Annotated in this window: 13 protein-coding genes and 1 other annotated feature; of the genes, 5 read left to right on the top strand and 8 right to left on the bottom strand. The window is 32.6% G+C overall.

Annotated elements, in window-relative coordinates; all coding sequences use genetic code 11:
• Position 1 precedes the first annotated feature (1 nt).
• Entirely contained in the window at positions 2–880 is an 879-nt protein-coding gene (locus IMX26_RS11255) for a metallopeptidase TldD-related protein (RefSeq protein ID WP_195158485.1), read from the bottom strand.
• Positions 880–2,328 (bottom strand): TldD/PmbA family protein, encoded by a 1,449-nt coding sequence (locus tag IMX26_RS11260; protein ID WP_195158486.1) that lies wholly within the window; start codon positions 2,326–2,328, stop codon positions 880–882. Before IMX26_RS11260 ends, IMX26_RS11255 begins: the two co-directional genes overlap by 1 nt.
• Before the next feature lie 317 nt (positions 2,329–2,645).
• On the opposite strand from IMX26_RS11260, the gene IMX26_RS11265 reads away from it, so the two are divergent.
• From IMX26_RS11265 to IMX26_RS11275, 3 genes are all read left to right on the top strand, one after another.
• The gene (locus IMX26_RS11265; RefSeq protein WP_195158487.1) at positions 2,646–3,662 is read left to right on the top strand and encodes a LacI family DNA-binding transcriptional regulator; all 1,017 of its coding nucleotides are present in this window, start codon (positions 2,646–2,648) and stop codon (positions 3,660–3,662) included.
• A 204-nt stretch (positions 3,663–3,866) separates the two neighbouring features.
• Positions 3,867–4,946 carry an ornithine cyclodeaminase family protein gene (locus tag IMX26_RS11270; RefSeq protein WP_195158488.1) on the top strand — a complete coding sequence of 360 codons (1,080 nt, stop codon included), beginning with the start codon at positions 3,867–3,869 and terminating at the stop codon, positions 4,944–4,946.
• Between the two features lie 144 nt (positions 4,947–5,090).
• Positions 5,091–5,810 (top strand): hypothetical protein, encoded by a 720-nt coding sequence (locus IMX26_RS11275; protein ID WP_195158489.1) that lies wholly within the window; start codon positions 5,091–5,093, stop codon positions 5,808–5,810.
• 560 nt (positions 5,811–6,370) lie between these two features.
• Here the strand turns inward: IMX26_RS11275 and IMX26_RS11280 are convergent.
• From IMX26_RS11280 to IMX26_RS11295, 4 genes are all read right to left on the bottom strand, one after another.
• On the bottom strand, positions 6,371–6,979 hold the full coding sequence (locus IMX26_RS11280; protein WP_195158490.1) for a pyroglutamyl-peptidase I: 609 nt from the start codon (positions 6,977–6,979) through the stop codon (positions 6,371–6,373).
• A 12-nt stretch (positions 6,980–6,991) separates the two neighbouring features.
• Positions 6,992–8,221 carry a Zn-dependent hydrolase gene (locus tag IMX26_RS11285; RefSeq protein WP_195158491.1) on the bottom strand — a complete coding sequence of 410 codons (1,230 nt, stop codon included), beginning with the start codon at positions 8,219–8,221 and terminating at the stop codon, positions 6,992–6,994.
• 294 nt (positions 8,222–8,515) lie between these two features.
• On the bottom strand, positions 8,516–9,166 hold the full coding sequence (locus IMX26_RS11290; RefSeq protein WP_195158492.1) for a methyltransferase: 651 nt from the start codon (positions 9,164–9,166) through the stop codon (positions 8,516–8,518).
• Positions 9,163–9,822, bottom strand: a complete 660-nt coding sequence (locus IMX26_RS11295; protein ID WP_195158493.1) for a CvpA family protein — start codon at positions 9,820–9,822, stop codon at positions 9,163–9,165. Before IMX26_RS11295 ends, IMX26_RS11290 begins: the two co-directional genes overlap by 4 nt.
• Positions 9,823–10,160: 338 nt before the next feature.
• Here IMX26_RS11295 and IMX26_RS11300 point away from each other — a divergent pair, with 338 nt between their 5' ends.
• Positions 10,161–10,721: a manganese efflux pump MntP family protein gene (locus IMX26_RS11300; RefSeq protein WP_195158494.1), complete on the top strand. Its 561-nt coding sequence runs from the start codon at positions 10,161–10,163 to the stop codon at positions 10,719–10,721.
• 106 nt (positions 10,722–10,827) lie between these two features.
• The gene (locus IMX26_RS11305; RefSeq protein WP_195158495.1) at positions 10,828–11,430 is read left to right on the top strand and encodes a glycerol-3-phosphate acyltransferase; all 603 of its coding nucleotides are present in this window, start codon (positions 10,828–10,830) and stop codon (positions 11,428–11,430) included.
• A 45-nt stretch (positions 11,431–11,475) separates the two neighbouring features.
• Here the strand turns inward: IMX26_RS11305 and IMX26_RS11310 are convergent, their stop codons facing one another.
• Both IMX26_RS11310 and ileS read right to left on the bottom strand, forming a co-directional pair.
• Complete coding sequence (locus IMX26_RS11310) at positions 11,476–12,372, bottom strand: 3D domain-containing protein (protein WP_195158496.1); 897 nt, start codon at positions 12,370–12,372, stop codon at positions 11,476–11,478.
• A 357-nt stretch (positions 12,373–12,729) separates the two neighbouring features.
• Complete coding sequence (gene ileS, locus IMX26_RS11315) at positions 12,730–15,831, bottom strand: isoleucine--tRNA ligase (protein ID WP_195158497.1); 3,102 nt, start codon at positions 15,829–15,831, stop codon at positions 12,730–12,732.
• Between the two features lie 45 nt (positions 15,832–15,876).
• Positions 15,877–16,087, bottom strand: a binding site (T-box leader).
• Positions 16,088–16,105 lie beyond the last annotated feature (18 nt).

Below are 16,105 nucleotides of genomic sequence, written 5' to 3' on the forward strand. Positions count from 1 at the left end.
TCTACCCGTTTTTAGGAACTCCCTCAACATCGAATGGAATATTTAAGGTAGCTGTGTTTAAACCATCATCCCATATTGAGATATTGTCTCCAACTAGTTGCTCACCCATTTTGTTAGCCATATAGCTTCTGCCTTCTTCATACGCTTGTCCTACAAAGCCAATATAAGCAGGGAACCTTACAATATCTGATACGGCATAAGGTAAAAATACTACTTCATATTCACCTGTTGGTAACGGTTTAGGATCTTGTGCCAAAGCACACCTTGCTACAGCCTCTTTGCCAATGGCATCAGCATCTATTTTACTGGCATCTCTATTGAGAAAATCAGCATAGCCTGTTCCATTTTCGCCCTCTACAACTGTTCTTAAATAGGCATAAGTGCTGGCATTATAGGCCTCTAATCCTAACGAGTTTACAACAGCTAACTCCTCTTGAGTGGTTATATGAGATCCAAATATTTTAAAGCCTTTTTCAGCTGCATGTTTAGCTAAAATAGCTACATCAGCTGCTCGTTGTTCAGCCGTATAGTTAGCTGTAGATTCATAGTAATTTTTTGTATCGTGATATTCATATTTGTTTGGTAATGAAGTAAAATCAGGGTTATCTTCTTGTATGCTAGCCATTTGACTAGCCTTTTCAACTACTCTCTTGATTGACTCTTCCTCTAAATTATTAGTAGTGGCTATTCCCATTTTTTTACCAAATACAACCCTAACTTGTAGCTCAGAGTTTACTCTATTAAGGTTTTGATGAATTGTTGAGTTTGCAAAGCGAGTTAAGTTAAAATTTTCACCCACAATTTTAGCTTCGGTCTGGTCTGCACTTGAGTATTGCAAAGCCTTTTGTAAAACCTCAAAACATCTTTGTTTGCCTAACATTAATGACCCACTCCCATCTTAATATTTTTAAAGCGGGCTGGGGCTGATCCATGACCTACATGAGCTATTTGCATTGGCTCACCTTTGGCACAACTAGGTAGTCCCCATACATGCCACTCACTTGCATTGGCAACTGCATCACAGCCACCCCAAAAATGAGGAGTCATGTCTGTATAAGCAGGATTCTTTAACATCCGGGTTATCTCGCCATCTTTTACTTCATAGGCAATTTCACAACCAAAGTGGAAATTGAGTCTTTTATCATCTAAACTCCAGCTCTTAGAACCATCCATAAAAATACCGTACTTGGTATCTTTTATTATCTCAGCTAAGCTCCAGTCACCAGCTTCAATATTTACGTTAGTCATACGAACCATGGGAATATTATTAAAGCCCTCTGCTAAGCAGGTACCATTACTTTCTTGACCTATTTTAGCTGCTGTTTCTCTAGAGGTTAGATAATCTTTAAACAGTCCTTTTTCTACTATTTGAGCTCGTTGAGCTTTAACACCCTCATCATCATAACCAAATGAACCTAAGGCTCTTGGTATAGTTGCATCTATGTTTAAATTAACGTGCTCTGATCCATACATAAAATTATTCTGTTTTTCTGGTGTTAAAAAACTTGTACCAGCAAAGCTAGCCTCATAACCCAAAACACGATCTAACTCAATAGGATGCCCACAAGATTCGTGTATTTGCAAAGCTAACTGTTGTCCACCTAAAATCATATCACCTTCAACTATTGGACATGTATCAGCTTTAAGTAAATCCGAAGCCTCTTGCGACAAATCTTGAGCAATTTCATGTAAACCTTTGTTATTCATAAACTCATATTTTTCTTCTAAGAATTCATAACCACCGGTAACTGTATCTTGGTATAATCTACGTTGCACATCACCATTACCCATTGCTGTTGCCATTAAAGCAATACCTGTTTCTAATAAATCTTGTTCAATTTCATGGCCTTCGGTACTCATAAATAGTTTATGTTGTTTAACAGCATGTAAACGAGTCATTGCCATTTTTACATCTTCATTTGTTCTAAGTTGTTTATCTAAATCCATTAAGAACTCAACTTGTTCTTCTAAATCCATATTAAATGGATCTTTTTGATATGGAGTAGCATACTTATCTTTAACACCCTGTAATGGTGTTAATTCAATTGGCTCAGCTTGAACCATGGCACTAGCCTTAGCAATTGAAATTGCTTCTTTTACAGTTGCAAAAAGGTTGTTTTTATTAATTACTGCACACGCTGAAAAACCCCATGCACCATTTACCATTACTCTAACTCCAACACCCTTGCTCTCTGTAGAAGAGATATCTTGAATATGACCATTACGTATTATAATTGGCTGTTTATGTCTATCTACTAAACGAACATCTGCATAGCTCGCACCTAAACTTTTAGCCTCTTCAAGAGCTTGATTGAATAAGTCTTGCAATAAATTCACCCCCAAAAATATTTTTGCATCCGAAGTTTATTCGGAGTAATATCTTATTCAACATTTTAACTTAAATTCCTTTTACGTTATTAGTATTTAGTTATGTTTACAACAAATTTGCTATGTATTAATGACTTTAAAGTAGGTAAATTAAGCTATTATTTTAAATGTAACTAAATATCGTTAAATTAGGTTATTTTACCTATTATAGTGTTTTACTTATTTAATATAAAAGTTTGCAGCTTGCTCTTGACTAATATTAAATTGTTAATTATAATTAATGCATAAATGGACACGTGTCCAAAGGTGGTTTCTAAATGGATAGCAGAGATATTGCCAAATTAGCAGGAGTATCACGAAGCACGGTATCACGGGTTATAAATAATCACCCTAGTGTGTCAGTAGATACAAGAGCTAAAATACTAAAAATAATTAAAGATCAAGGTTATGTTCCAGACTCATCTGCTAGGGCTTTGGTTGGTAAACAAAATAATATAATTGGGTTATTCATTATTAACGCAGATGGTAGTGATGAAGCTGGAATTTTTAGTAGTAACTACTATTCACCTTTCACAGCAGCTGTTATTGATGAAGCCAATAAAAATGACTATCAAGTTTTAGTATCTTTGCAAAAAAGTAAGGCAGATTATGAGCAAGCCCGTAAATTGCTTAGAAATAAATCTATAAATGCAGCAATATTTGTTGGGGCAGAGGATAACTCTGTTGAACTAAAAAAACTAATTAATGACGGTTATTGTGTTGCGCTTGTTGATCAAAGCTTGTTAAGTACTAACAAAAATAACAATGCAGTTGTAATAAATTCTAATAACTTATTTGGCAGTTATGAAGCTACTAATTATTTGATTAATTGTGGCCATAAACAGATAGCTCATATTACAGGCAATTTAAAAAAACTCTCTGGTTTACAACGGTATGAGGGTTATATAAATGCCTTAAAAGATAATAATATTGTGCTAAATGATAAGCTGATAATTGAGAGCGATTTTAGTGAACAGGGTGGTTATATTTCAACAAAAAAGCTTCTGCAAACTCAAGATGTAGATGCAATTTTTATAGCAAATGATAGTATGGCATTAGGGGCACTTAAAGCTCTTAACGAATTAAGGATTAAGGTTCCTGAAAACATTGCTATAGTTGGTTATGATGATATAGATATTGCTAGGTATTTGGGATTATCTACAGTTAGGGCTTCTATCCACGAAATGGCAAGTGTAGCAGTAAAGCAACTTATTAATATTATTGAAGGAAAACTTATTAATAGTGTTAGCAATGTTGTAGACTGTAAATTAATAATAAGAAAAACAAGCAAGTAGATGTACATTAGCTAAATAAAGAGCATATAAATGCTTTTTATTTTTACGGTTAATGGACACGTGTCCATTAACCATATTATTTTTGTAACTTAATCGTTTATGTAAATAAGGCGGTGATCATTATTACTCTGTTTATTTAGCTCAGCATTAAAATCGTGTTATTTTAACCCAATAATAAAAACATAAAAAAAGGAGAGTTTTATTATGAGTAGGAAAGTAGAGTTTTTGTATTTACAGCAAGAAGACTGTGTTAAAGCTGGCGGTTATGATATGAGTGGTACCCTAAAGGCTACCGAAAGGTCTTTCTTTTTACATGGTAAAGAAGACTTTATTCAGCCCGGTAAACCAGTAATTCGCTGGGGAGGACCAGAAACTGAAGAAACTATAGGGCGAATTATGTCTATGCCTTCGTATTTGGGTGGTAATCAATATGTAAATGAATTAACAAAAAGAGGTTTAATTGGTCCAGTTAACACATCTGGTATTAAGTATATTCCTAGTAAACCCCATAACCCTAAAAAATATAATTTACCAAGGGCAAATGCTATCATTATTATAGTTGACCCACATACTCTAATGCCTGCTTGTATTATGGATGGTACTTTAGTAAGTGCTATGCGTACAGGTGCTGCTTCTGGGGTTGCCGCCAAGTATTTAGCCAACCCTGATTCAAAGGTTTTAGGGCTTATTGGTGCGAGTGTGCAAGGCATAACTCAAACACTAGCTATTGCTGAAGCTGTTCCATCACTAGAGATGTGTAAGGTATATGATTTAAGCCGTAAAACAAGTGAAGAATTTGTTGAAAGAATGGCTAAACAAACAAAGTTAAAATTTCAAATTGTTGATAATGCGGAATCAGCTGTTCGAGATAGTGATATTGTGAGTACTGCTACTATGGCAAAGGAACCTTATATTAAATCTGAGTGGTACAAAAAAGGTGTACTACATTGTGAGATTTCTTTCTGGGATACTCCTCCTGAGGCTTTAAAAGTTATGGATTTTGTAGTGGTAGATGATTGGTATCAAGTTAGTCATCACGGTGTAGATGTTAGTTATCGGGCAGTAAAAGCTGGTTTTATAAGCGAAGACAAAATTAGGGGTAATTTAGGAGATATTATAGTTGGTAATAAGCTAGGGAGAGAACATAAAGACCAACGAATTTTCTTTAATCCAATTGGTATGGGTATTCACGACTTAAGTGAGGCCCACCGTGTTTACCAAAATGCTTTAAAAATGGGGATTGGTAAAAGACTTGCTTTATGGGAAAACCCAATCTTAGGATAACTGCTAAAAGATTTAGCCTAATTTGGCTAAGTCTTTTTCTTTTATAAAACAACTATGATGCAACTTTAAACCTAAATACAGTATATATTTTTAGACCTATCTATTATAATAAAACATAATAAAAATACTATAGGAATAAATAAAATGAAAAGTAGCAAAGTCAGTTTAAAAAAACGTGGTTATATTGAAGAATCTGAGATAATCAATTATCAGCATCTCAGTGAGCAAGAATTAATTACTATACTCAACTCTACACTTGCATATGAGAGAACTATTGCAGTACGTTTATTATCAAAAATAAGGAATATAAATGATTTAAAATTTGCTGAGTTGTTATTAAAAGCACTTTATAAGGAAAAAAGTTTATACAGCAAACTAGAGATATGTAACCTATTAAAACAAGGCAATATTAATGTTGCTAGATTAATGACCCGCTATTTAGGGTGCATTGGCAATAATCAGTACAAGCAATTACCAAAAAAAGTTTCAAAGAAAAAGAGTTATCCCTTACCACGAGACATTATTGCCCGCAGCTTGGCAAAAATGGATCCTTTAATTATTCCTGCTCTTATAGAAGTTTTACATGGAGATGATATTAGCAAATTATCGGAGGCTATAGATGCTATAGGATTTATATTATTTTATAATCAAAACGAGCTTAGAGATGGCTATTATAATATACTAATTAGCACAATGCAAAAATACCATAACAACAATATTATTTATTGGAAATGTGTTACTTGTTTATCGGCTTTTAACACCTCTAAAAGTATAAGTCTACTAAAAAGTATCCTTACTGGAGATACGCCAAAAATAATTAAACAAGAGGCAAATCGTTCTCTTTTAATACTTAAGCAATATTAAAGAAAATTCTTTTAAATCATTTAATTAATATTAGTTAACACTTAAATGTTAAAGATTATTATTCAATTATCAAAATATCTGATAAAATCAATAAGCTAGTAATTTTCATTGCTTTTACAAAACATTTTTGTAAATGATTAATGAATTTAATGAAAATACAGTTATAAAACTAATCCTTAACGCCTCAGCATCTTTTTATAGTTAATTCATTTTTATAAATATTATTGTTAAGTCTCATTCTTAACCCACCAATTATGTTAAATCCCGATACCTCTTTGTGCCCTTTGTGCACTTAGTGTTTAAAATTTATTTTAACTAATTGGAGAGTATGTTTTTTAAAGCTTAATGTAACAACAATATTTGAGGATTAAAAATCAAGCTTCAGGTAAATATTTAATGTTTTTAGAAACCACCAAGTGCACAAAGAGAAAAGAAGGTGTGGCAGGTTTATGATAATCCTTACGCCTCAGCACCTTCATCTGTAGTCTTTTATGTTTATATTAGTTTAATTAGGTCTTGTCTTTGTAGAGTTAGTGCGACAGCCCCTTTTTTGCTCATATTTATTTTGTTATTACCTCTAACATTTGCTCTAGAGCTTTAACCACTAAACCTAAATCCATACTTGGGAATTTCGCAGGGCGTGCTTTCACCGCAATCTGCTCGGGAATATATGGTATATGAATAAAAACAGATTTTAAATCTACATTGTTTTTTTCTGCATAATGTCTAACTGAGTAAAAAATATAGTTACATAAATATAAACCAGCTGTATTAGAAATATAACAAGGAATACCAGCTTCGCACACAGCTTTGCTCATTTCTGAAATCGGTAAGGTACTTAAATATGCATCTGCTCCATCTTCTTTTACCACTGCTTCGTTTTTTTCTACATCTTTATTATCTTTACCATTAGCTCTATTTACAGCAACTCTTTCTATAGCAATAGCATTTCTACCACCTGCTTGCCCTACGCATATCATTACGTCTGGTTGATGTTTATTTATTGCCTTTAAATAGGCTTCATCAATTTCATTCCAAACAACTGGCATTTCCTCTACAGCTATTTCAGCACCGTTTACTATTCTTCCTTTAAACTGTTTAACAGCCTCCCAAGAAGGATTAATTGATTCTCCACCAAATGGTTCATATCCTGTTAGTAAAATCTTCATTTTTGTGCTCCTTTATTGCTCAATTAATTTTTTTACTACAAAGTATAAAAGATTGGCTGCTTCTTTTATGTCATCGGGGTAAGAGTATTCCTGTGGGCAGTGGCTCAAGCCAGCTACACTTTTAACAAACAGCATTACTACATCTGTTAGCTTAGTCATGTTCATAGCGTCATGGGCAGCTCCACTAATCATTGTTAGAGCTTCAATACCATGCTCACAAGCTGTTATTTCGCAAATATCAACTAATTGCTCGCTTAATAAAACAGGTGCTACAGCAGATAGTTCTGTTATCTCATAGTCTAAATCTCTCTTTTCTGCAACCCTCGCTATTTCTTGCTTAATCTCCATAACAGCCCATTCTCTATTTGTAAGATTAATATCTCTTACATCAAAGCTCATTACAACTTTTCCGGGTATAACATTGGTAGCGCCAGGGCTCACTTCTAATTTACCCACAGTAGCTACAGTTGTTTCACCAGCGCGCTTAGCAATAGACTCGGTAGTTAAAGCTACCTCACAGGCAGCTAATAATGCATCTTTTCTCATTGTCATAGGGGTCGCTCCAGCATGGTCAGCTTTACCTGTAAACTCAGCCAAAAAATGTACTGGACCAGCAATACCTTTAACTATTCCTACGCCTAAGTTAGATTCTTCAAGCACATGGGCTTGCTCAATATGAACCTCAATATAGGCCTTAAATTCAGAACTACTTCTATGAGCATTGGCTAATTTACTTGGATCAAGACCAAAATCTTGTAAGGCTTGAAAGGCAGATATTCCATTTTCATCTACTCGAAACAAAGCATCTTCTTCTAAAATACCTGTCATTACCTTGCTACCAAATAAACCACCACCAAATCTAGCCCCTTCTTCATCGCTAAATACAATTATCTCAAGAGGGTTAACTGGTTTAATGTTTTGCTCTTTAAGTTTTTTTGCTATTGCAATAGCTGTAGTTACACCTAACGGCCCATCATAAATACCCCCGTTGGGTACAGAGTCAATATGAGATCCTAAAGCAACAGCTGGTTTATTATAATCACCTAATCTACCAATTATATTGCCTGCTTCATCAACCCTTACTGACATATCACATTCTTTCATCCACTTTATTACCAACTCACGTGCCTTCATATCGTTTTGCGTAAACGAGTATCTTGTAACACCCCCCTCTGGGGTTCTACCAAATTTAGCTAATTCTTGTAACATCTCACCAATGGTATTATAGTCAATAAGTTGCACCAGATTTCCCTCCATTTTTAATATTATAATCTTATTATATACTAAAAATAGTCTTTCAATATTGTTGCTAATGTAATCTTATTTAATATTTTTTTATATCTATAAACATTTTAATCTTAGAATTATTAAAAAATAAAACAGCTATTACACTGAATTTTACAAATGCAATAGCTTTTATATAAATGTATTTTTTATGGTAATTTCCTGGGCAATAATTTTTCTAAAGATTAAATAATAATATAGACAAAATACTTGTACAAATTATAAACTACTTCAAGTCGTTTATTTTAATTATTACCTATTTTTTCTTTTTCTCTTTTTACTTTTTTCTAAGCGTTTTAAGTGCTTTTGTTTGATCTTTTTCTCTTTTTTAGGTGGTCGTTTTTGTGATCTTTTTTCTGCTATTAGTATATAATATCCATCTGTTTCTGCTATTACTTTAACTCCACCAAAAACTGCGGCTAACTTATTTTTGTACCATAATAACCTCTTTACCACCATTACCATTTTGCCACCTATAACTAACGATTTATGGCCATTTTCAATAAAACCTTTGGCTATTTTAAAATCTGTATGATAAGGAGGATTAGAGAGTATTAATGTAAAATCATTATCTTTAATGTTACTGAAGCCATCAGATACTATAATATTTTTAATATCTACGTCATTTATTTCTATGTTTTGTTTACTATATAATACTGCATTTTCATCAATATCACACATAGTAATATTATTAACACCAAACTCTTTAACTAAATATATTCCAACAAAGCCGTAACCACAACCCAAATCTAAAACCTTATCTTCCGAGCTAACAGTTATGTTTTGTAACATTGCCAAGGTACCTTTATCAATATTCCTTGGCGAAAACAGACTCTGTTTACTTACAAAGTTTAGAGTATCACCATTACTTAATTTATATTTTACATAATCGTTATTTTTCATATTATTAAATTAGCTATCCTTAATAGTATTGCACTTAAGACTGAGTTATGAACAAGATCGGCAACTTTAGTACTATATGACATAACGATAGGAATAATAAATGTAATAATTGCTATTGATAAAGCCACTCCCATAGCTGAGCCTAAAATAAAACCTAAAAGACGATCAGCAAAGCTCATAGTTTGAGATGTTTTTAAGGCTGCGGAAACTAAACTGCCTATTAAGCCAACTGCTATTTTAATTGCTAAAAACACCAATATATATCCTAAACATGTACAGACTATATTAATTAATAATGTTGTTACACCATTACTGGCATTTGTAGTTACTGCTTGGCTATCAAACAAGGCTTTATATATTGGATTATTTACAATAACTGAACCAATTTTGGGGTCATTAAGCACAGTAGAAGTAGCTTCAGGATCCATGCCATTAACCCCTATACTTGCTAAGTTTGAGTTGATTGTATTTTGTAATGAATTTATCATTCCGGTATTTTTAAACCAAGTTCCTACTGTTTCACCCCAAATTCTTGCCCCATAAAAAGCAGCAACATATCCACCTAAACCAATAACACTAGCTAAAAATCCCTTTAAGAAACCCCACAGTGCTAATATAGCTATTAAGCCAATAAATATATAATCTAAATTGTTCAATGCTTAACCGCCCCCTTTAAGTAGAAGATAAATTTTTAAAGAATATTTATAGTAAAAAGTAACTATCTTGTTGTCAAGCTTGTTTATATTATACATTATGAAACTTTTTTCTACTACTCTTAAGTTAATATATTTATTGATAATTAAGTTACTACCCAAAATTAATAAAAAGTTTCAATTGACATGCCTATATATTTATAATATCTTAATATACGCAGACAAAAAATTAATGTTTTGTAACAATTTAATATTATGGTATCCGTGTCATATATTATTGTGTTTTAGTATATCTTAAAAGAGTAAACTTATTTATTTAATAAGTTAATGGGGGATTATTTGTGGGAATTTATTCAACTATGATGTTAGCAGTTGGTTTATCTATGGATGCTATGGCGGTATCTATTACCTGTGGCATCAGCAACCCAGCAGAAAGATTAAAAAATGCCATTAGAGCCAGTATAGCTTTTGGTTTATTTCAAGCCCTTATGACGGCTATTGGCTGGTTTGTTGGCTCTACTTTTAGTGCCTATATTGAGGCTGTAGATCATTATATTGCTTTAATACTCTTATCTTTTATTGGTATTAATATGATAAAAGAGGGCATAAAAGGTGATAAAGAACCATTATCATTAACAAGTAATTGGTTGCTATTTACTCTAGCTATTGCTACAAGTATTGATGCTCTTGCCGCTGGAATTAGCTTATCTTCTTTAGGAATATCAATTATTATGCCAGCACTATTAATAGGATTATTTACTTTTAGCCTTTCTTTTATAGGAGTTTTTTTAGGATGTAAACTAAGTAAAATATCTAATTTAAGTGGATTTGTTGATATTTTAGGTGGTTTAATTTTGGTTTCACTAGGACTAAAGATCTTTGTTGAACACGTATTTTTATAATATTTGCAGTCTTCTAATAATTTAGTGAATTTATATTATTGTAATTTACTTATACATTATTAGCGTTTATAATTTAACTATGTAAAATACAGAGGGAGGACTGCTAATGCTTAACATTTTTTTATCCACACTAATTGGTTATATATTTGGCTGTTTTCAAAGCTCCTATATATTGGGCAAGTTATTTAAAAATATAGACATTAGAGAACATGGTGTTAATAATGCAGGGGCATCTAACACAGTTATAGTATTAGGATGGAAGTTTGGAGCTATAGTAGGACTACTTGATATCCTTAAAGGATTTTTGGCTGTTTTTATTGCTAAATTATTATGGCCAGACTTAACTATTGTCTGGTTTGCTGCTGGTGCAGGTGCATTTATAGGGCACTGTTATCCTTTCTTTATGAACTTTAGGGGTGGTAAAGGAACCGCTACTTTTATTGGAATGACATTCGGAATAAGCCCCTTTATTGGCCTAATTTGTTTATTATCAATTGTTATAACAGCACTTATCTCTGATTATATTTTTATTGGAACACTTGCTATTCTTCCTATGTTTTGCTTTTTAATAATATTTTATGACTATTCAATTTTTGCTATATCTATTACTATATTAATGATTTCTATTAGCATGTATAGGCATAGATTAAATTTCGTAAGACTATACAGGGGTCAAGAATCTCATATTAGTAGTTTTCTAAAAAAATAAAAACTATAATAGCTTAAAAACAAAGATTTTAGTACTGTTTTTAGGCTATTTTTCTTCAATAACAAAGGCTCTCATTTGCCTTACTCCAAATATGTACATTTCATCGGTATCTTCCATATAAACATCTATTCTATTTCCTTTAATAGCTCCACCTGTATCTGTTGCAGTATATATTCCTGTATATTGATTGCCAACTTTATCTTGTCCCTCTATATATACCTTACTATGCATTGCAATAATCTTAGGATCAACAGCAATATGACCAATTTTTACAGGCAGGCCACTGGCAGTAATACCAAAGTCTGGATGACTGGGTGTTTTTCCTGTACATTCATAATACTTTGTGTAAGCCGTTGCTTTAACATTTAAACAATTTAATACTTTATATTCTTTATTATTAATAGTTATAGTAGTGTCAGTTCCAAAATTTATCACCCTATTTATAGGCTTTTTTATTTCTGTTACAAAAAAAACTTGCTCTTTAATTGGTTTATTATTGAGTTTTGTTACCATTACTTTTCTCTCTATTATGCCTTCTTCTCCACCAACAACTTCTTTTTTTTCTCCTATATAGAGGCTATCATCAGGAATTCTCTTTTCTTGATATGGTGTATTAATTTTCTCAATATATGTATGTTTAGTTATTCGCAGTATAGTAATACTTTTAACCGTATTAAGGCTTTGCTTTATACTGGGTAAAATAATATCCTCATCGTTAAGACTAATCTGCTGTTCTCTTAATAAATCACCCACTGTTAATGCTGTTGTAAGAATATTAGATACCTTGTCACCATCATTTATTACTATACTTCTTGGTTGCATAGTACTCAGTAAATTATTAATGGAGCTTGCCATAATAGGGCTATTAATATTTTGTTTAAGGCCAATAAATATTATTATAATAATAAATAATAACAAAAAAAGCACTTTATAAAATCTCATATTCTCTCCTTATAACTCAAAAATTATAGTATGTATATTAGTTTATCGGTGATTTTTGCTTTTGTTTAACTACACAATACTTTATTTACATTAATATCACCTTTTAAATATTACACCTAAGAACAATATCATAATCTTAAAAAATAAGCTACTTTTTTTGATGTTATGATAGTTTTGTAAAAATATTATCAGCTACTTTAGTTTTAGTTTTTCACAATGTTCACTTTTGGATATTATCCTGTACTTGTGTATATTTTTATTAATGCAAGTATAATAACATAATAAAACACCCCATTCCCTAGACTTTACGTCTTGTAATTGGGGTGCGTTCATTAGGGGATAGTCCCTTTTTATACATTAATTTTTAGCTAACTTTATTCCTGTTTCATAACCATTAAGGTTTATTATTTCTAAATTTTCATTTACTTCTTGCAGTGCATCAGCAAGTGTTTCTTGTTTAACCCACTCATTATATTCATGTAATGCTGTAGCAACTTCAGCAGTGGACTTAAAATAAATGCTGATTCTATCACTTACATCATAGCCATTATTTTTACGCATTTGCTGAACTTTAGAAACAAACTCTCTAGCCAAACCTTCATTTATTAGCTGCTGGCTTAATTGTGTATCTAAAATTATAAACAAGTTGTTTTCCATGCTCACTGTAAAGCCTTCTCGAGCTGCCAAGTTGACTTGTATAAGTTCCTTATTTAACTTAACAACTGTATCCGCAACTTTAATTGTAGGTTCTTCACCATTCTCAAGGCTCATCGCAATTTCATATGCATTTAGTAGATTTAACTGTTTATTAAAAGCCCCTACATTTTTACCTAACATAGGTCCAGCTACTCTAAAGTTTGGCTTTAAACTAAAACTCATGTATTGTGAAAGTTCGTTAGTAAATACCACTTTTTTCACATTGAGTTCTTCTTTAATTAAATCAACCATATCACCAATGAGGCTTTCATACTTTCCATCAACTAGTACCTGTGAAATTGGCTGGCGCACTTTAATTTTAACTGATTCACGACCAGATCTACCTAGTTTCACTAAGTCTCTAACTAAATCCATTCTTTTTTCAGTTAATTCATTAATTAAACTACTGTTACTCTTAGGATAAGTACTTAAGTGTACTGACTGCTCTCCTGTTAAATTTTTATATAGCTCTTCAGCTAAAAATGGAGAAATAGGAGCCATAAGCTGACTAATACCCACTAAAACTTCATATGTTGTTTTATATACTGATTTTTTATCATTTGTAAGCTCTGTTGCCCAAAATCTGCGTCTATTCCTACGAATAAACCAGTTTGATAAATCTTCATTTACAAACTGCTGCAGTCTGCGAACCGCCTGAGTTAAATTATAATCATCCATTGCTTGATTTACATCTTTAACTAAATTATTATATTTAGAGATTATCCATCTATCAATCTCAGGACGATTTTCGACCTTAATCTCAAATTCTCTAGGATTAATATTATCTGATTCAGCATAAAGAGCAAAGAATTTATATACATTTTTTAAGGTAGAAAAGTATTTACTGATAACTTCTTTAACTGAGTCCTCATCAAAACGCTTTGGCAACCAAGGAACAGAACTATATAGTAAATACCAACGCAATACATCTGCACCGTATTTCTCAAACATTTGAAATGGGTCTACTGTATTACCTCTTGACTTAGACATTTTGCGTCCTTCATTATCAAGAATTAAATCATTTACTAAAACTCTTTTGTAAGACGCTTTACCTGTCAAAAATACTGAAATTGCTAGTAATGAGTAAAACCAGCCTCGAGTTTGATCAATTCCTTCACTTATATAATCAGCTGGATATAATTTTTCGAAAAACTTATCTTTATTTTCGAATGGATAATGATGTTGAGCAAATGGCATTGAACCGCTATCAAACCAGCAGTCAATTACTTCGCTAACACGGGTCATAGGTTTGCCACACTTTTCACATGTTAAATGAATATCATCGACATAAGGACGGTGTAGCTCTATACTTTCATCGATATCCTCAATAGCTCTCTCCACTAACTCTTTACGTGAACCTATTGTATCAAAATGTCCACAATCACATCTCCATATGTTTAAAGGTGTTCCCCAATATCTACTGCGAGATAAAGCCCAGTCGTTTAAATTCTCTAACCAGTTACCAAATCTTTTTTCTCCAACGTAGGGTGGGTACCATTCAATTTGATTGTTGGCTTCAATTAGTTTATCCTGAATTTTAGTAATCTCAATATACCAGCTTTTTCGGGCATAATACAGCAAAGGAGTTTTACATCTCCAGCAATGAGGGTAGTTATGTTCCATTCGCTGTTTACTATACATTTTACCTTCAGCACGCAAATACTTAATTATCTCTGGGTCAGCATCCATAACAAACATACCCTGCCATGGTGTTGCTGTATATTTACCGCTATTATCTACAGGCTGTAATACAGGTAGGTTGTATCTACGTCCTGTTTCATAGTCATCTTGACCAAAGGCAGGCGCCGTATGAACAATACCAGTTCCATCAGATGTAGTTACATAATCTGCGACTGTAACAAAGAATGCTTTTTTATCGGTCTTTAGAAATGGCATAAGTTGCTCATATTCTTTATACTCTAAATCTTTACCCTTAAAGGTCTCTAATACTTGAAAATCACCTTTTATCACATGAGAGGCTAAGTCTTTAGCTAAAATATATACTGTGTTATCTTCTTCTGACCGTACCTTAACATAATCTACATCAGCATTAACTGCTAAAGTAACGTTAGAAGCGAGTGTCCAAGGAGTAGTAGTCCAAGCTAAGAAATAAGCATCTTCGTCTTTAACTTTAAACTTGGCAACTACAGTATCAGATTTAATTTCTTTATAACCCTGAGCAACCTCATGACTAGCTAAACCAGTACCGCAACGAGGGCAATAAGGTAAGATTTTATGTCCTTCATAAATAAAACCTTTTTTATGAAACTCGTTTAAAATCCACCACACTGATTCAATATAATTATTATCAAGAGTTATATATGGATCATCTAAATCAATTAAATAACCCATTTCACGTGTCATTTTACGCCATAATTCCTCGTAACTAAAGACAGATTCTCGACACTTTTTATTAAACTCAGCTAACCCATATTTTTCTATATCTTGTTTGCTACTTAGCTTAAGCTGTTTTTCAACCTCTATTTCTACCGGCAAACCATGTGTATCCCAGCCGGCTTTACGTTTAACCTGATAACCCTGCATAGTTTTATATCTACAAACAGTATCTTTAAGGGTTCTTGAGATAACATGGTGGATACCAGGATGACCATTAGCTGTTGGAGGTCCTTCATAAAATACAAAACTCTCAGCACCGTTTCTTTCAGTAATACTTTTTTCTAATAAATTAATTTCATCCCAATAATCAGCAACTCTTTGCTCTGTTTGATAAGCAGATTCATTTTTCAACTGCGGAAAAATCATTTTTATCACCTCTTTAAAATAAATAAATCCCTGAGTAATTTCTTACCCAGGGACGATAATAACCGCGGTACCACCCTAGTTCTAAACCTAATAATAAGTTTAGCTCTCTTAAATTTAACGCATTTTACGTATACTCTTACTAAAGTTCAGAATATAGGCTCCTAGGTGATTCCTATAAATTTGTGTAAGTTGCCTTACAGCCTAGAGCAACCTCTCTTCTACACTTCAAAATAGCATTCCTAATCTTAGCCTCTACTATATTAGATTAGAGACA

It is taken from the genome of Clostridium sp. 'deep sea' (assembly GCF_014931565.1).
Lineage (GTDB): Bacteria > Bacillota > UBA994 > PWPR01 > PWPR01.